Origin of the sequence: Sphaerisporangium viridialbum, assembly GCF_049674955.1 — a bacterium.
GTDB lineage: Bacteria > Actinomycetota > Actinomycetes > Streptosporangiales > Streptosporangiaceae > Sphaerisporangium > Sphaerisporangium viridialbum.
Genome location: NZ_CP187232.1, coordinates 4,354,267 through 4,371,583, shown reverse-complemented (window position 1 = coordinate 4,371,583; position 17,317 = coordinate 4,354,267). Strand labels below are relative to the sequence as shown.

Here is a 17,317-nt window from a genome sequence, read left to right as displayed (position 1 = left end):
GGCGCGGGCGGCCGACGGCTTTTGGTCGTTCTCCACAACTGGAGCAGCGTAGCCTGCACTGTCTGCGACATGCCGCTGCGAGCCGTTACAGGGAAAGGTGAACACTGCAGGGGCCGCCGTGTCGCGGCGCGCACATTGCTGGTCTACAGGAGGGCTCGGTCGGGTGTTCAAACGTGTCGCCATCGTCAACCGTGGTGAGGCCGCTATGCGGCTCATCCACGCCGTACGGGAAATCGCCGCGGAGACCGGGACACGGATCGAGACCGTCGCCCTGCACACCGACATCGACCGCACGGCCACCTTCGTCCGCGAAGCGGACCTGTCCTACGATCTCGGTCCCGCGTCCGCGCGCCCGTACCTCGACCTCAAGGTGCTGGAGCGCGCGCTGGTGGAGACCGGGGCCGACGCCGCGTGGGTCGGCTGGGGCTTCGTCGCGGAGGACCCGGCGTTCGCGGAGCTGTGCGAGCAGGTCGGAGTCACCTTCGTCGGACCGAGCGCGGAGGCCATGCGCAAGCTCGGCGACAAGATCGGCTCGAAGCTGATCGCCGAGGAGGTCGGCGTGCCGGTCGCACCGTGGAGCCGCGGTGCGGTCGAGACCCTGGACGCCGCCCTGACGGCGGCGGCCGAGATCGGCTACCCGCTGATGCTGAAGGCCACCGCGGGCGGCGGCGGGCGCGGCATCCGCGTGATCACCAACGAGGCCGAGCTCGCCGACGCCTACGAGCGCACCGGCCAGGAGGCCGCTCGGGCGTTCGGCAGCGGCATCCTGTTCCTGGAGCGCCTGGTCACCGGTGCCCGGCACGTCGAGGTCCAGGTGATCGCTGACGGCGAGGGCACCGCGTGGGCGCTCGGCGTCCGCGACTGCTCGGTGCAGCGGCGCAACCAGAAGGTCATCGAGGAGTCGGCGTCGCCGGTGCTCAGTCCTGTGCAGACAGCCGAGCTCAAGGCGTCGGCCGAACGGCTGGCCATCGCGGTCGGTTACCGCGGCGCGGCGACCGTCGAGTTCCTCTACCACCCCGGCGACAGGCTGTTCTCGTTCCTCGAGGTCAACACCCGCCTGCAGGTCGAGCACCCGATCACCGAGTCCACCACCGGGTTCGACCTGGTCAAGGCGCAGTTGCGGGTGGCGTCCGGCGGCAGGCTCGAAGGCGAGCCACCGGTGGAGCGCGGGCACGCCATCGAGGCCCGGCTGAACGCCGAAGACCCCGACCGCGACTTCGCGCCCTCCCCGGGCCGCATCGTGCGGCTGGACCTGCCCGCCGGGCCGGGCATCCGCGTGGACACCGGCGTCAGCGAGGGCGACATCATCCCCGCCGACTTCGACTCGATGATCGCGAAGATCATCGCCCATGGCCGAGACCGCGACGAGGCGCTCGGCAGGCTGCGCCGGGCGATGGCGCAGACCACGGTGATCATCGAGGGCGGCGCGACGAACAAGAGCTTCGTGCTCGACCTGCTCGACCAGCCCGAGGTGATCGACGCCAGCGCGGACACCGGCTGGATCGACCGCGTCCGCGGCGAGGGCAGGCTCGTCTCGCACCGGCACTCCGCCGTCGCGCTGACGGCCGCCGCCATCGAGGCGTACGAGGAGGAGGAACGCGTCGAGCGGCAGCGGCTGCTGTCGACGGCGTTCGGCGGACGCCCGCAGGTGCAGCACGAGAGCGGCCGACCGCTGGACCTCAAGCTGCGTGGCGTCGGCTACCGTGTGCGCGTCGCGCGGGTCGGCGCGCATCGGTTCCGCGTCGGCGTCGAAGCGGGTGACGTCGTCCGCACCGCCGAAGTCGAACTCGACCGCTTCGACCGGCACACCGGGCAGATCGTCGTCAACGGCACCCGGTACCGCCTGCTCACCGGCACGCACGGGCCGATCCACCTGGCCGAGGTGGACGGCGTGACGCACCGGGTCACCCGCGACGAGGGCGGCGTCGTCCGCTCGCCCGCGCCCGCGCTGGTCGTCGCCACGCCGCTGAAGGTCGGCGCCGAGGTCGAGGCGGGCGCGCCGGTGCTGGTGCTGGAGAGCATGAAGATGGAGACGGTGCTGCGGGCGCCGTTCAAGGCGCGGCTGAAGGAATGCGTCGTGTCCGTGGGCAGCCAGGTGGAGACCGGTTCGCCGCTGATGCGGCTGGAGCCGCTCGCCGACGACGACGCCGAGGCCGAGGACACCTCGGCCGCCGAGTCCGTCGAGCTGGACCTGCCCGCCGCGCCCGGGGAGATCCCGGCGCGGGAGCGCAGCACGCGCGGCCAGGAGGACCTGCGCAGCCTGCTGCTGGGCTTCGACGTCGACCCGCACGACGAACGCCGGGTGCTCGACGACTACCTCGCCGCGCGCCGGGCGGCCACCGAGGACGGCCACCGGCCGCTGGCCGAGGAGCTCGAACTCATCGACGTGTTCGCCGACCTCGCCGAGCTGAGCCGCAACCGGCCGGCGGGCGAGGACGGAGGCGGTGACGGCCACGTGCACAGCGCCCGCGAGTACTTCCACACCTACCTGCAGAGCCTGGACGTCGAGCGCGCCGGGCTGCCGGAGGCGTTCCAGGCCAAGCTCGCCAAGGCGCTCGGGCACTACGGTGTCACCGAGCTGGAGTCCTCCGCCGAGCTCGAAGCCGCGGTGTTCCGGATCTTCCTCGCCCAGCAACGCGCGTCCGCCGACGCAACGGTCGTCACGACGTTGCTGGGCGCGTGGCTGCGGGAGCCGCCGCCGGACGAGACACTGCGCGAGCCCGCCGGTCTCGCGCTGGAGCGGCTGGTGGCCGCGACACAGGTCCGCTTCCCCGTGGTCTCCGACCTCGCGCGCGGCGTGGTGTTCGCCTGGTTCGGTCAGCCGCTGCTGCGCCGCAACCGCGCCCGCGTCTACGCCGACGTCCGCAAGCACCTGCGCCACCTGGACGCGCACCCGGACGCGCTGGACCGCGCCGAGCGCATCGCCGAGATGGTGCGCAGCACCGAGCCGCTGGTGCGGCTGCTCGGCCAGCGGCTTGTCCGCGACGACCTGGACAACGCGATCATGCTGGAGGTGCTGACCCGGCGGTACTACGGCAACAAGGGTCTCACCGGCGTCCGCACCAGCGAGGTCGCGGGCTGCACGTTCGTGGTCGCCGAGCGCGCGGGCTCGCGCGTGGTCTCCTCCGCGGTGAGCTTCGAAGCGCTGGGCAGCGCGCTTCGCGGGCTCGCGGAGCTGGCGAGCGGCGAGGAGGCCATCGACGCCGACATCTATCTCGCCTGGGAGATGCAGCCGGGGGACTCCGACGCGATGGCGGCCGCGTTGCACGAGGTCGTGAGCGCGCACCCGCTGCCGAACCAGGTCCGCAGACTCACCGCCACCGTCGCGGGCAGCGGCGGCGCGGTGATGCACCACCACTTCACGTTCCGCCCGTCGACCACCGGGATGACCGAGGAGCGGCTGATCCGCGGCCTGCACCCGTACATCGCGCAGCGGATGCAGCTGGAGCGGCTGAGCGAGTTCGACCTCACCCGGCTGCCGTCGTCGGACGAGGAGGTCTACCTCTTCCAGTGCGTGGCGCGGGAGAACCCGTCGGACGACCGCCTCGTCGCCTTCGCACAGGTGCGCGACCTGACCGAGCTGCGCGAGCACGACGGCAGGCTGGTCGCGCTGCCGACGGCCGAGGACACCATCGCCACCTGCCTCGACTCGATCCGCCGCGCGCGGTCGCGGCGACCGTCGAAGAAACACTTCAACACCAACCGGATCGTGCTCTACGTGTGGCCGCCGAGCGGCATCACCCGCGCGGAGCTGGAGATGATCGCCGGGCGCGTGCTGCCGACGACCGCGGGCGCCGGGCTGGAGGAGATCCTGCTCATCGGGCGGCAGCGCGACCGGAGGACCGGCGAGCTGACCAAGATCGCCGTGCGCGTCTCCTTCGGCGCCGCCGGCGGCACCGAGCTGACCGTCGGCGAGCCGTCGGACGAGCCGGTCGAGCCGCTCGACGACTACCGGCAGAAGGTGCTGCGCGCGAGCAGCCGCAACACGGTGTACCCGTACGAGCTGACCGGCCTGCTCGGCGACTTCGTCGAACACGACCTCGACGACGGCCACGCGCTGGTGCCGGTCGACCGGCCGAAGGGGCGCAACACCGCGGCGATCGTCGCGGGCGTGGTCACCACGCCGACCCGGCGGCACCCACAGGGCGTCACCAGGGTCGTGCTGCTCGGCGACCCGACGAAGTCGCTCGGCGCGCTGTCGGAGCCGGAGTGCCGCCGCGTGATCGCCGCGCTGGACCTGGCCGAGCGGATGCGGGTGCCGCTGGAGTGGTACGCGCTGTCCGCAGGCGCCCGGATCTCCATGGAGTCGGGCACGGAGAACATGGACTGGGTGGCCGCGGCGCTCAAGCGAATCGTCGAGTTCACCCAGGACGGCGGCGAGATCAACATCGTGGTCGCGGGCATCAACGTCGGCGCGCAGCCGTACTGGAACGCCGAGGCGACGATGCTCATGCACACCAAGGGCATCCTGGTGATGACGCCGGACTCGGCGATGGTGCTCACCGGCAAGCAGTCGCTCGACTTCTCCGGTGGCGTGTCGGCCGAGGACAACTTCGGCATCGGCGGCTACGACCGGGTGATGGGCCCGAACGGGCAGGCGCAGTACTGGGCGCCGAACCTGACCGCCGCGCGGGGCGTGCTGATGTCGTACTACGACCACACGTACGTCGCACCCGGCGAGGAGGCGCCGAGGCGGGCGAAGACCACCGACCCCGTCGACCGCGACATCTCCGACTTCCCGCATGCCGTGGTGGGCAGTGACTTCACCACCGTCGGCGAGATCTTCTCCGCCGAGGCCAACCCGGACCGCAAGAAACCGTTCGACATCCGGACCGTGATGCGGGCGCTCTCCGACCAGGACCACCCGGTGCTGGAACGCTGGGCGGGCATGGCCGACGCGGAGACCGCAGTCGTGCAGGACGTGCATCTCGGTGGCATGCCGGTGTGCCTGCTCGGCATCGAGTCACGGGCGGTGCCGCGGCGCGGCTTCCCGCCCACCGACGGCCCGGACACCTACACCGCGGGCACGCTGTTCCCGCGGTCGTCGAAGAAGGCCGCGCGAGCGATCAACGCGGCCAGCGGCAACCGGCCGCTGGTGGTGCTGGCGAACCTGTCGGGCTTCGACGGCTCGCCGGAGTCGATGCGGAAGCTGCAGCTGGAGTACGGCGCCGAGATCGGCCGCGCGATCGTGAACTTCCGCGGGCCCATTGTGTTCTGCGTGATCTCGCGGTACCACGGCGGCGCGTTCGTGGTGTTCTCGAAGGCGCTGAACCCGAACATGACCGTGCTCGCGCTGGAAGGCTCGTTCGCCTCGGTGCTCGGCGGCGCCCCCGCCGCCGCGGTGGTGTTCTCCGGCGACGTCAACGCCCGCACCGCGGCCGACCCGCGCGTGCGGGAGCTGGAGGCCCGCGTGGCGGCCGCCTCCGGTGCCGTCCGCGCCGCGTTGACCGCGGAGCTCGACGAGCTCCGCTCGTCGGTCCGCGCGGAGAAGCTCGGCGAGGTGGCCACGGAGTTCGACCGCGTGCACAACATCCAGCGCGCGGTCGAGGTCGGCTCCGTCGACGCCGTCATCCGCACCGCGGAACTGCGCCCACGGATCATCGAGGCCATCGAGTCCCGCCTGCGCTGACCCCACCCCGGCACCGGCGTGTGCGGTGTTTGATCCGGCCCCCTGGTGGCGGCTCAACCGTCCTGGGGGTCGGCAGGCGGTTCCTCGATCGGGAACAGGATCGGGCTGAGCAGGTATTGCGTGTGGTCCGGCGTGGGGGGATTCGCCAGCCGGGGCGCGATCGCCGCACGCAGTTGGCCGATCATCTCCACTAGCTCGTCTCGGCTGAGCCAGACGGCGTGCTGGCGGTAACCGACGAGGTCCGCCGCGGGGGCGGCGTGATCTCGGTCCAGGTAGGCGTTGAACTCGGCGAGCAGGGCGGCCATCGCCACGGAGAATCCGGGGTAGAGGAACCTGCGGACAGCCGTTGGCGGTACCGGCGAGTAACTTAGCTGGATGCTTCGGGGGCACGTCCTGCGCCGCAAGTGCGCGGTAGGGAGTGGATCGGCCGATCTTCAGGTGGCGGGCGATGGCGAGGGTGTCGTGGTCGATTTGGCGGGGCGGCCATCGTAGCGGCCTTGGGTGTTGGCGGTGGCCAGGCCGTCCGTGGTGCGTTCGTTCACCCAGCGGCAGCACGACGCCCTCGATCCGATCTGCCTGAAGGTCTTCGAGGAGAAGATCAGCGGCAAGCTCGCCACCGACGACCGGCCCGTGCTGCTGAACGCGCTGTCCCACATCCGCGACGGCGACCTGCTGACCGTCAAGGAGGTCGACCGCGCCGGCCGCAACCTCCTCGAAGGACTCATCGTCCTCAACGACCTGTTCCAGCGCGGCGTCGGCGTCAAGGTGCTGGAGGGCATCGCGGCCGGCGAGCACACCGAACGCTCCCTGATCCTCGCCCTGGCCCTCGCCCTGGCTGAAGACCGCCGCCGCGACATCACCCGCAAGACCAAGAACGGCCTGGAAGCAGCCCGCAAACGCGGCAGGGTCGGCGGCCGCCGACCGGTCGTCGACGACGACAAACGCGCCGACATCCTCGCCCGCCGCGAACGCGGCGAATCCATCCGCACCATCGCCGCCGGAGTCAAAGTCTCCATCGGCGTCGTCCACAAAACCCTCGCAGACGCCAAGGCCCGGTAGACCGCCCCGGCGACCTGTTGTGGGATCTACCAGGGCTTGCCCCTTGGAAAGCTCGCAGCCGGATCCGGCGCGGTCAAGCGACCGGTACCGCGGCTCCCTCGGTGAGCCTGCCGTCGGTCATGGTCTTGATCGTGTCCACCATCGCCAGGGTGGCCAGGTCGTGCGTCACCATGACGGTGGCCAGATTGCTGCGCTTGGTGAGCTCGGCCAACAGTGAGACGATCTGCTCGCCGCGGTGATGGTCGAGCGCGCTGGTGGGCTCGTCGACCAGCAGGACCTCGGGAGAGTTCATCAGCGCGCGGGCGATGTTGACCCGCTGCCGCTCGCCACCGGAGAGCTGGTGCGGGCGCTTGTGCCCCTTGTCGGCGAGGTCCATGGCCAGGAGTAGTTCCCGGGCCCGCATGCCGGCGGCCCGGGGAGATCCCCCGGCCAGATGCGCCATGACCAGGAGCTGGTCGAGAGCGGTGAGGGAGGGCAGCAGATTGGCCTGCTGGAACACGATTCCGATGTGGTCCCGGCGCACCTTTGTTCGTTTAGCCTGGCCGGCTTGGGAGAGGTCCTGCCCGGCGATGCTGACGGTGCCGGAGTCGGGTGTGATGAGGGTGGCGGCGGCGGCGAGCAGGCTGGATTTGCCCGAGCCTGACGGGCCGACGACGGCGGCGAACTCGCCCGGGCCGACTGCCAGGCTGACGTGGTCGAGCGCGGTCAGTGTACGGTCCCCGTCGGGATAGGTCAGGACAATGTCGGTGAGCTTGAGGGTCATCGGGAAGCTCCCAGCGCGATCAGCGGGTCAACAGAGGTGATCTTGCGGATGGCCAGCGCGGCGCCGGCGGCGCCGAGCAGGATCATCACCGTCACCGGCACGACGGTGGTGGCCACGGACAACACGAACGGGACGGTGCCCTCGGCGAGCGCGCCGAGCGCCGCGCCGAGCGCTCCACCGACGCCCGCGCCCAGCAGCAGCACGATGACGGCCTGGGCGAGCGCGTCGCGCAGCAGGTAGCCGGAGCTAGCGCCGAGCGCCTTGAGCACGGCGACGTCGCCGCGGCGCTGGATCGTCCAGACGGTGAAGAAGGCGCCGATGACCAGGGCTGAGATCGCGAACAGGAAGCCGCGCATGAGCTGGAGCGAGCCGTTCTCGGAGGAGAAGGAGCCGATCGCGGCGAGTGCGTCGGACAACGGGACGGTCGTGGTGCCGAGCCTGCTATCGGTCGCGGCCAGGTCCGGGGCCCCGCTGCTGCGCAGAGCCAGGACGGTGGCCACCGTGTCAGCGCTGGCCTGCCGGCCCATCCACTCCCAGTCGCCGATGCTGATCCAGGCGACCGGGGTGTGGCTGTAGGAGGCCTCGCCCCCGGTTCCGGCGACGACGAAGTCCTTACCGGAGATCTGCACGGTGTCCCCGGACTTCAGCCCGCTGCCGGTCGCCAGCGCGGCGGACAGTACGACCTTGCCGGTGTCGACCGGCCGCCCGTCGGCTAGCTCGCCGTCTGGCTTGACGCCGAAGAGGGCCACCCCAGCGCTCTGATCGTCGCCGAAGGCGATCCTCGACATGGAGACGCCGAGCCGCTCGGCGGTGACGCCTGGCACGTTCTGCCAGTCCTGCCACGCGGCATCGGTGATGCGGCTGTCGGCGAAGGCGGGCTTTTCGCCGCTGTCGAAGACGATGTGATCGGCGGGAAGCTTCTCCACGGCCGAGATGTTCTCCTGCGCCAGGCCGGCGGTCAGGCCGGACAACATGGTCACCAGGAGGGTGATGAGAAAGACGACGGTGCCCATCAGGGCGAACCGTCCCTTGGCGAAGCGTAGGTCTCTGAGCGCCACGAACACGGCGCGTCCCCCGTCGCAGACGAAGTGGAAATCTGACTCCTCCAGCCTGCGCGTCATCGGCATTTCCACACATCGTGCACTCGGTCAGCCGAAATACTTCTTTTGAACGATGCGGTAGGCGATCGTTGTTGCATACGCTGAGTGAGACATGTCTGACTATCTGTTCCCGCCCGCTCTGCGGCTGCTTCGGTGGGCCATCCACGGCACCTTCGCGATTCTCCTGGTGATCGCGGTAGCTGGCGCTGCCCGGCAGGGCCAGGCCCTGCCGGTGATCGGGGGTACGCTGCTCGGCGTCCTGTACGCGGCCGGGATCTTCCTCGAGGGGCGGTTGCCGCACTTCGGCGGGCAGACGCACCTGCGGCTGGGACGGCTGTGGCTGGTCGTGATCACGCTCGGGTGGGCGGCGCTGGCCGTTGCCTCGCCGCAGTTCGTCTGGCTGGCCTTCCCGCTCTTCTTCGCCTACCTCCACCTTTTGCCGCTGGCGGTCGCGTTGCCGGGCGTGGCGCTGCTGACCGTCGCGGCCATCCTGGCCGCCGCCTGGCACGAGGGAGGGTTGACTCCCGCACAGGTCATCGGACCGACGATCGGCGCCGCCGTAGCAACGCTCATGGCGATGGTCTACAAGGCGCTCTACGCCGAGAGCGAGGAACGCCGCCTGCTCATCGACGACCTGGTCCGCACTCGCGGCAAGCTGGTTGAGGTGGAGAGCGACGCCGCCCGGCTGGCCGAACGCGAACGCCTGGCCCGCGAGATCCACGACACCCTGGCACAGGGCATGTCCAGCATCATCCTGCTCCTGCGCGCCGCCCGCCGCGACCTCGCCGATGATCCGGGCAAGGCCGAGCGCCGCATCGTCGAAGCGGAGGCGGCGGCCAAGGAGAACCTGGAGGAGGCGCGCAACTTCGTGCGAGCCCTGGCCCCGCCTGCCCTTCAACATTCCTCCCTGGTCGCGGCGCTGCGCAGGATCAGCGACACGGCCGTGGCCGGCACCTGCACCACGGTGCGCTTCGAGGTCTCGGGCGCCCCACTCCCGCTGCCCGCCGACTACGACGTCACGCTGCTGCGCGTCGCCCAGGGCGCGCTGGGCAACGTCAGCCGCCACGCCGGAGCCGAACATGCCGGAGTGACCCTCACCTACCTGGACGACATGGTCATGCTGGATGTCTACGACGACGGCCGCGGCTTCGATGTGAGCAATCCCGTCGGACAGGCGACGGGGACCGGGTACGGCCTGCGGGCCATGCGCGAGCGCGTGAGCGCCCTCGGGGGCACCCTGACCGTGGAGTCGTCTCCCGGGGACGGCACGGCCGTCGTGGCCACCCTGCCTCTGCCACGCGGGGAGGCGGCATGATCCGGCTCATCCTGGTCGACGATCACCCCGTCGTCCGCTCCGGCATCCGCGCGATGCTCACCGGGCAGCCCGACTTCGAGCTGATCGGCGAGGCCGCCACCGGAGAAGAAGGCGTCGAGCTCGCCCGCACGCTCGCCCCCGACGTCGTGCTGATGGATCTCCAACTGGGGCCGGGCATGCACGGCAGCCAGGCGACACGGCAGATCGTCGCGCTGAACGGTCCCCGGGTCCTGGTACTGACCACCTTCGACACCGACGCCGACATCGTGGCCGCCATCGAGGCCGGCGCGACGGGCTACCTGCTCAAAGACGCCCCATCGGACGACCTGCACGCCGCCATCCGCTCGGCCGCTACCGGAGCCAGCGCACTGACACCGAGCGTCGCTTCACGCCTGCTGGGCCGAGTCCGCACCCCCGACACCACGCTCTCCCCCCGCGAACTGGAGGTTCTCGGCCATGTCGCGGCGGGCCTGTCCAACCGGCAGATCAGCAAGGCGATGTTCCTCAGCGAGACCACGGTCAAGACCCACCTGGTGCGCATCTACACCAAACTCGGCGTGGACTCCCGCACCGCCGCCGTCGCTGCAGCCTCGAAGAGGGGCCTCATCCGCCCTCCGTGAGCTGAGGCCACGCGCCAGCCCCGAAGAGATTCCATCGCCCGGCTCATTGCACACCACGGGTTCGGGCCCGATAAAGGCGTCCGCGAGGCTGCGGTCGAGAGCGGCTATTGGGAGCGGTGCCCCGGGGCGGGCTGCAACTACCTCGGCGTTCCTGCCAGCATCCGCCACCGCAAGAAGGCCCAGCACTAAGAAACTCCAGGATGGGTCGTTCGGTCCGGTGGTCACGTGCGTCAGCCTCGAAGTCGACCAGAAGGGTGTGAACGTCGCGGCCCAGGCGCTCAACAAAGCGGGCCTGCCGGACCGCCTCGTACACCCCGTAGGTGGAGACATCGAAGCCCGACATCCGCCTTGCTCGGCCGAAGACCACCGCAGGCTCCAAGTTCTCGAAGAAGACCCACGACTGCGGGATTCCGCCGCCCAAGCCCACGACCCAACCCCGGACGATGATTCAGTCATCCCGCCGGCGCGGCCGGGGAAGCATCCCGGGTTCGACAACATGCAGGTGGTCGTAGTTCGGGACTGGCCCAGCCAGGCCGACACGCTGGCAGTCCCCGCAAGGCTCCGTTGCGCTCCTTACCGTCTGCCTCCGGTGGCGTCGGCTGGGACTCCTCTTTCACCAAGCTGGGAGGGTCGGCAGCTGGGACAAGGGGGACCGGTGCGGATCACATCGAACCCGAATCGATGGGGGCATCTATGGTTCTTGTAGAGGTGCCGTTAAGAAACGCGTCATCAGCCCCAAACAGCAACGTCTCCGCAGGTCAGGCAAGGTGTCTTCCGTAGAGGAATCGACTCCCAAGGACTGCCATGACTCTCAGATGCAAACCGCAGACCTGCGTCTTTTCGGCCGTTTGGGGCTGGTGACGCGCTTCTTAACGGGGGCGGCCAAAGGCCTCAGGGTTGGTACGGCAGGACCTGGTCGTACTCGACGAGGAGGTGACGCGGCCCGCGCAGTGTCGAGCTCGGGCGGTAGGGCGGCGGGTCGGTGACCAGGCGCGGGTTCACCAGCCGCTTCGCCAGCTCGTGCAGCGCGATCTGGGCCTCCAAGCGGGCCAGCGGCGCGCCGAAGCAGTGGTGGATTCCCCCGCCGAACCCGAGGTGCTGGATGTAGGGACGGTCGGGGTCGAACCGATCGGGATCGTGGACGTGCGCGGGGTCGCGGCTGCCCGACGCGAGTGCCACGATGATGTTCGCCCCCTTGGGAATGGTGACGCCCGCGATCGTGATGTCGTCGAGGGCGACGCGCTGAGGCAGGAAGTGCACGGGCGGCTCGAAACGCAGCAGCTCCTCGATGGTATGGATGATCAGGTCAGGCTCGTTGCGGATCCGTTCGATCAGCCCGGGGTTGCGCAGGAGGGTGAGCGTGCCGTTCGTGATGAGGTTGACCGTTGTCTCGTGCCCGGCGACCAGCAGCATCCTGGCGGTGGTGACCACCTCCACCTCCGACAGCGCTCCGTCGGGGCCTTCGTAGGTCACCAGTTGTGACAGCACGTCGTGGCCCGGGTTCTGGCGGCGGGCCTGGGCGAGCTCCCCCAGGTAGGTCGCCAGCGAGAGCACGGCGGCCGCGCGGCGCCGGGCTCGCTCGTCCTGGTCGCCCTCGCCGGGGCCGAGGGTCTCGGCGATCTCCTCGGCCCACGTGTGGAACTTGGGCTCGTCCTCGCGTGGCACGCCGAGCAGGTGGCAGATGACCGTGACGGGGAAGGGGTAGGCGATGTCCTCGACGATGTCGGCCTGCGTCCTGCCGGCGATGCCGTCGATCAGGTCTTTGACGATCTCGTGCAGTTGTCCGCGCATGCTCTCCACCACACGTGGGGAGTGGGGCGGCCCGAAGTGCCGCATCGTCAGCTGCCTGAGCCGGTCGTGCTCAGGCGGGTCGATGCCGATGAAGGAGGGTGGCAGCGGTTCGGCGGGCGGCGGGTGGGCCAGCTTCCGCCTGTCAGAGCTGACGCGCGGGTCGTGCAGCAGCGCGACGATCTCCTCGTAGGTGCTGACGACGTAGCTGCCGTCCTCCAGACGCACCACGGGGGTCTTGCGGAGCTCGGCGTACAGCGGGTAAGGGTCCGCCCGGTTGGCGAACTGGTGGATCTGCTCGTAGATGCTTGCCGGCTCCACGAAGGTGCCTCCCCTGTCTGGTCGTTCGAGGGTCCTACTGCCGATGACGTAGGAGAGAGACGCGGCGTTCGGCCGGGTCGTGACCGGTCACCACCACGGTGGCCCCCGCGGCGGGAGCCATGCGCTGCGGGACTTCGGCGGGAACGGGCCGCAGTTCGTCGGGCCTGCCGACCATGCGGTAGTCGGGCGGGAACGGTGTGGCCCGCTCGACAAGGTCCCGGTAGAAGTCCAGCCACATCGCCTGGTCGAAGGTGACCGCGGCGATGATCCTTCCCTGGTAGCCGTAGACGGCGACGAACCGGCGCTCCTTCACCGAGCCCTGCGCGATCACGACCTCGTCGGCGATGCCGGGCACGCCGACCGACTTGATGTTGACGTTGAACTGGTTGGACCAGAAGACCGGCAGCGACAGGTGCGGCCAGCGGTGGGCCTGGTCGCTAAGCATGTTGTGGGCGGCGATCTCGGCCTGAGCGACGGCGTTGCCCCAGTGCTCCAGCGACATGAACTGGTAGTGGTAGACCGGATGCGGGAAACGCGCCACGTCGCCCGCCACGAAGATGTCGTCGGTGACCAGGCCGTTGACGTCGACGGCGCGGCAGCCCGCATCGGTGGCCACCCCCCAGGGTCCTGCCGCGAGGCCCGAGCCTTCCAGCCATTCGACGTTGCGGATCGCGCCGAGCGCGACCACGGCCATGTCGGCCTCGACCCTGCTGCCGTCGGACAGCCGCGCGCCGGACAGCCGCCCTTGCGCGTCTCCTTCCAACGCGGTGACCGTGACCCCGCAGCGCAGGTCCACGCCCGCGGCGCGCTGCATGGTCGCAGCGATGTCGCCGATCACCTTACCGAGCGCGCCGACCAGCGGGGCGGGCCCTGCCTCAACGACGGTCACCTCCAGGCCCAGGCCGCGGCAGACCGACGCCACCTCCGAGCCGGTGAATCCCGCCCCGACGACCAGCGCCCTGTTGACGCCGGCGGCCAGCCGCTTGCGCATCCGGTCCGCCTGGTCGAGCGTGCGCAGCACGTACACGCCGTCGAGCTCCGCCTCCGCCTCCTTCGGCCACGGCCTGGCGCGCGCGCCGGTCGCGATCAGCACCTTGTCGAACCCGATCCGCCGGCCGTCGGCGAGGCTCACCTGCTTGGCGGCGATGTCCAACCCTGTCGCGGGCGTTCCCGCCAGCCATTCGACGTCGATCTCGCGCAGGTGGGGAAGCATGGTGTGCTCGGCGTCGACCATGCCTGTCAGCACCTGCTTGGACAGCGGCGGCCGGTCGTAAGGCTGGTACTTCTCGTCCCCGATGAGAGTGATCGTGCCCTTGAAGCCGTCCCTGCGCAGGACGCCGGCGGCCCGGCCACCGGCGAGGGAGGCGCCGACGATGACGATGTGGCCGTTGCGCTTGAACTCCCCCTCGCCGTCACTGGTCGGGTGGGACAGCTCGGGGTCCACGGTCCTGTGCTGGGTGACCATCCTGTCGACGTGGAGCGCTTGGACAGGACAGGCCGCGGCGGCTTGCAGGACGTGCTCGCGCTGGGCCTCGTCAGGGTCGGTGTCGTACATGAGCGCTTCCTGGCCGTGCATCGTGAAGACGTCCGGCGCCAGGAAGACGCACTGCCCGTAGCCCTGACAGCGCGTGAGATCAACGACAACTCTCACAGCCACCCCCCGCCGATCTGGGCCCGGGATACGCCGACAGGCCGATCTGACACCCCCTTACCCGTGCTCCTTCTCGGCGATAAACGAGGAAGAGCATGGATTGGGTATTTTCGCGGCCAGGCCGACCTCCACCGTCGCCGGTTCCGGCGCTCACAATCCGTCGGTACGGAACAAGCGGGCCAGCGTTTCTTGGTCTGGGCACCAGGTCAGCCAGGAGCCGATCGCCGCCCGGTTGCGGTTCCAGGTCGCCGGCGCGCACTTGCCCCACAGTTCGGTGAGCGCATCCGCAACCTCGGCATCAGCGACCTCGGCAAGCAGGCGGTCACCGCTTGGATCACATCAGCAAGACCGTCTGACAGAAATCCCAGCTCAGACGCGGTTTGGCGGCTCATCGCACGTTTCTTAACGGCACCCCACCGCCACACCGAGCCGATCGCAGGCCCGCGCCCCCGACCGGGATCAACCGCCGCACACCGGCGATCACCGCGTCCATCCGCGGCCGATCCGGCGCAAACGGCGCCGCCGTAAACGGCGCCGCACCCCTAGGGGTGGGCTCGCACGGCCGGGGCGGTCACAGCAGGGCGAGCTGGCGGTCGGCCGAACGGCGCGCTCGCCACGGCGCGCGCCGGGCCCCGATGCCGTACAGGCGGGCCAGCTCGGCCACCCGCCCGACCACCCGCCGGCGGTAGTCCTCGGCGGCCAGCGGCTCGCGCCCGTACAGCTCCTCGTAGCGCGGCACCAGACGTGGATGCTCCTCGGCCAGCCACCGCAGGTACCACTCGCGGGCCCCGGCGGGCAGTTGCAGCACCATCGGCGTCAGGCTCACGGCGCCGGCCTCGGCGACGCGCCGCACCACCGCCCGCAGCTGGTCCTCGGAATCGGTCAGGCACGGCAGGATGGGGCCCATCAGCACCCCGCACGGCACCCCGCGCTCGCCGAGCTCGGCGCACAGCTCCAGGCGCTTCTGCGCGCTCGGCGCCCCTGGCTCCACCGCGCGGCGCAGCCGGTCGTCGACGAAGCCGATGGAGACCCGGGCCTCGACCTCGGCCACCTCGGCCGCCTCGGCGAGCAGCTCGGCGTCACGAAGGATCAGCGCGCTCTTGGTCATCACCCGGAAGGGGTTGCCGGCGTCGCGCAGCGCGGCCACGATGCCGGGCATCAGCCGGTAGGTCCGCTCGGCCTCCTGGTAGCAGTCGCCGCTCAGCCCGATGCCCACCGCCTCGCCCGCCCAGCGGGGGGAGGCCAGCTCGATCCGCAGCCGCCTGGCGGCGTCGGTCTTGACCACGATGGCCGAGCCGAAGTCGCGCTCGCCGTCCAGCCCGAGGTAGCGGTGGGAGCGGCGGGCCGCGCAGTAGAGGCAGGCGTGGGCGCATCCCCGGTAGGGACTGACCGCCCAGGGGACGCCGAGCCCGATGGCCGCGGGCACCCGGTCGATGATCGTGCGCGCCCGCACCTCGTAGAAGGTCGTGTCACCAGATGCCCGGCGGACCGCCTGCCGCTCTATCTTCGGCCGCGCCGCGGGGGTGTTCTCGACAAGGGGAAGGGCGTCGAAACGCATGACCAACAGTGGAACACGCATTCGATACCCGTGGCAAGCGATCTCGCCACGCTCGGACGGGAAGCCGGCCGATCCGCGGGCGGCTAAAGTGGTACGTGTGTACCGGTCTGTGCCGCCGGTCGTGATGATGGGGGGCCCGTTCATGCCGTGGTTGCTGCTTGTCGGCGCGATCGCTTCCGAGGTGCTCGCGACCTCGGCGCTCAAGCTGAGTGACGGCTTCGCCAACAAGGGCTGGACGGTCGTGGTGATGATCGGCTACCTCGCCTCGTTCGTCCTGCTGGCCCGCGCCCTGAAGCTCCAGATGGAGGTCGGCGTCGCGTACGCCGTGTGGGCCGGGGCCGGGACCGCGGCCATCGCCGTGATCGGGGCGCTGTTCCTCGGCGAGGCGATGAGCCTGGTCAAGGTCGCCGGGATCCTGCTGATCATCGGCGGTGTCGTGCTGCTCAACCTGGCGGGCACGCATTGACCTCCCCCAGGACCGCTTCCGAGTCCCCGCAGGCGACCCGGCCGGCGCAGGAACGCGGACGGCGGCGTCGCGCCGCTCTGCTGGCGGCGGCGACGGGCCTGCTGGAGCAGGGCGGTTTCACCGCCGTCACCCACCGGGCGGTCGCCGCGCGGGCCGGTCTCCCGCTGGCCGCGACGACCTACTACTTCACCTCCCGCGACGAACTGGTGGCCGAGGCCTTCGCCATGCTGGTCGCCGGCGAGCTGGACGGCATGCGCGCCCGTGCCGAGGCCGCCACGGCCGCGGGCCGGCCCACTCCTGAGGACCTGGCCGCCGCGCTGGCGGCGGCGATGGGACCGCAGGCCGGCCCGGAAGGCGACCGGCTGCGCCAGCTCGGCCTGTGGGAGCTGTACCTGCAGGCCGGCCGCGACCCGGCGTTGCAGGCGATCGCCCGCGACTGGACCGACGGCTGCGACACGGTCGTCGCCGAGACGCTGCGCCGCGCGGGGTACCCGTCCGGGCGGCACGCGGCCCGGACGGTCGGCGTGCTGCTGGCCGGGCTGTGGATGGAGTACCTCGTCGAGGGCCGCCCCGAGGCCACCCACGAAGCCCACGCGCTCCTCGCCCGCACCCTGCGCGCCCTCCCCGGCGCGGAGTAACCGGTACGGCCGCTCTCGCCCAAGGCGCTACCCGATTCGTCCGCAGTGCTCCGGCCTTCAGCTTCAGGTCGGGGGTGCAGCGGCTGAATCCCCGGACTTTAGGCCGCGTCAGGTCAAGCAGTCCTCGTTCATGGCGGACGACATCGCCGGTGCCTTCTGTTCACGGGTGCACGGCGGGCCGCTCAGGAATGTGTCCCTGTGCCGCGATCTACGCGCCGGCTGTAGCGCATGGTGGTGCGGGGTTCTTGTGCCGGGTCTTGGCCATGATGAGCCGCAGGGGAACTTCGGCGTCGCCGTTGACGGCGTCGAAGGCGCCTGAGTCAATCGTCCACTGTCCTGATCGCGGTTCGTGCGCCGGAAACGTCGCCCTCTGACCCAAATGCGTTGGCGTCGCAGTCCTCGAGCGGGC

General features: G+C 70.5%; 12 protein-coding genes. 6 read left to right on the top strand and 6 right to left on the bottom strand.

Annotated elements, in window-relative coordinates:
- Nucleotides 1–163 precede the first annotated feature (163 nt).
- Nucleotides 164–5,629 carry a carboxyl transferase domain-containing protein gene (locus ACOZ38_RS19410; protein WP_424532401.1) on the top strand — a complete coding sequence of 1,822 codons (5,466 nt, stop codon included), beginning with the start codon at nt 164–166 and terminating at the stop codon, nt 5,627–5,629.
- A gap of 53 nt (nt 5,630–5,682) precedes the next feature.
- Here ACOZ38_RS19410 and ACOZ38_RS19405 read toward each other — a convergent pair whose 3' ends face one another.
- Nucleotides 5,683–5,934, bottom strand: coding sequence for a hypothetical protein (locus ACOZ38_RS19405; protein ID WP_424532399.1), 252 nt, complete (start codon nt 5,932–5,934; stop codon nt 5,683–5,685).
- Between the two features lie 205 nt (nt 5,935–6,139).
- Between ACOZ38_RS19405 and ACOZ38_RS19400 the strand changes: the two genes are divergently transcribed.
- Complete coding sequence (locus ACOZ38_RS19400) at nt 6,140–6,688, top strand: recombinase family protein (protein WP_424532398.1); 549 nt, start codon at nt 6,140–6,142, stop codon at nt 6,686–6,688.
- Between the two features lie 73 nt (nt 6,689–6,761).
- On the opposite strand, the gene ACOZ38_RS19395 is transcribed toward ACOZ38_RS19400, so the two are convergent.
- Nucleotides 6,762–7,451 carry an ABC transporter ATP-binding protein gene (locus tag ACOZ38_RS19395; protein WP_424532397.1) on the bottom strand — a complete coding sequence of 230 codons (690 nt, stop codon included), beginning with the start codon at nt 7,449–7,451 and terminating at the stop codon, nt 6,762–6,764.
- Nucleotides 7,448–8,515, bottom strand: coding sequence for an FtsX-like permease family protein (locus ACOZ38_RS19390; RefSeq protein WP_424537045.1), 1,068 nt, complete (start codon nt 8,513–8,515; stop codon nt 7,448–7,450). The genes ACOZ38_RS19395 and ACOZ38_RS19390 overlap by 4 nt, the downstream gene beginning before the upstream one ends.
- 148 nt (nt 8,516–8,663) lie before the next feature.
- On the opposite strand from ACOZ38_RS19390, the gene ACOZ38_RS19385 reads away from it, so the two are divergent.
- Both ACOZ38_RS19385 and ACOZ38_RS19380 read left to right on the top strand, forming a co-directional pair.
- Nucleotides 8,664–9,866, top strand: a complete 1,203-nt coding sequence (locus ACOZ38_RS19385; protein ID WP_424532395.1) for a sensor histidine kinase — start codon at nt 8,664–8,666, stop codon at nt 9,864–9,866.
- Nucleotides 9,863–10,486: a response regulator gene (locus tag ACOZ38_RS19380; RefSeq protein ID WP_424532393.1), complete on the top strand. Its 624-nt coding sequence runs from the start codon at nt 9,863–9,865 to the stop codon at nt 10,484–10,486. Before ACOZ38_RS19385 ends, ACOZ38_RS19380 begins: the two co-directional genes overlap by 4 nt.
- Before the next feature lie 891 nt (nt 10,487–11,377).
- On the opposite strand, the gene ACOZ38_RS19375 is transcribed toward ACOZ38_RS19380, so the two are convergent.
- The 3 genes from ACOZ38_RS19375 to ACOZ38_RS19365 form a co-directional block, all read right to left on the bottom strand.
- A complete protein-coding gene (locus ACOZ38_RS19375; RefSeq protein WP_424532391.1) occupies nt 11,378–12,595 on the bottom strand; it encodes a cytochrome P450 in 1,218 nt (405 codons plus the stop codon).
- 34 nt (nt 12,596–12,629) lie between these two features.
- The gene (locus ACOZ38_RS19370) at nt 12,630–14,246 is read right to left on the bottom strand and encodes an FAD-dependent oxidoreductase (RefSeq protein WP_424532389.1); all 1,617 of its coding nucleotides are present in this window, start codon (nt 14,244–14,246) and stop codon (nt 12,630–12,632) included.
- Between the two features lie 571 nt (nt 14,247–14,817).
- Entirely contained in the window at nt 14,818–15,804 is a 987-nt protein-coding gene (locus ACOZ38_RS19365; RefSeq protein ID WP_424532388.1) for a radical SAM protein, read from the bottom strand.
- A 142-nt stretch (nt 15,805–15,946) separates the two neighbouring features.
- On the opposite strand from ACOZ38_RS19365, the gene ACOZ38_RS19360 reads away from it, so the two are divergent.
- Nucleotides 15,947–16,270: a DMT family transporter gene (locus ACOZ38_RS19360; protein ID WP_424537044.1), complete on the top strand. Its 324-nt coding sequence runs from the start codon at nt 15,947–15,949 to the stop codon at nt 16,268–16,270.
- Nucleotides 16,267–16,908 carry a TetR/AcrR family transcriptional regulator gene (locus ACOZ38_RS19355; RefSeq protein ID WP_424532386.1) on the top strand — a complete coding sequence of 214 codons (642 nt, stop codon included), beginning with the start codon at nt 16,267–16,269 and terminating at the stop codon, nt 16,906–16,908. Before ACOZ38_RS19360 ends, ACOZ38_RS19355 begins: the two co-directional genes overlap by 4 nt.
- Nucleotides 16,909–17,317: the final 409 nt, after the last annotated feature.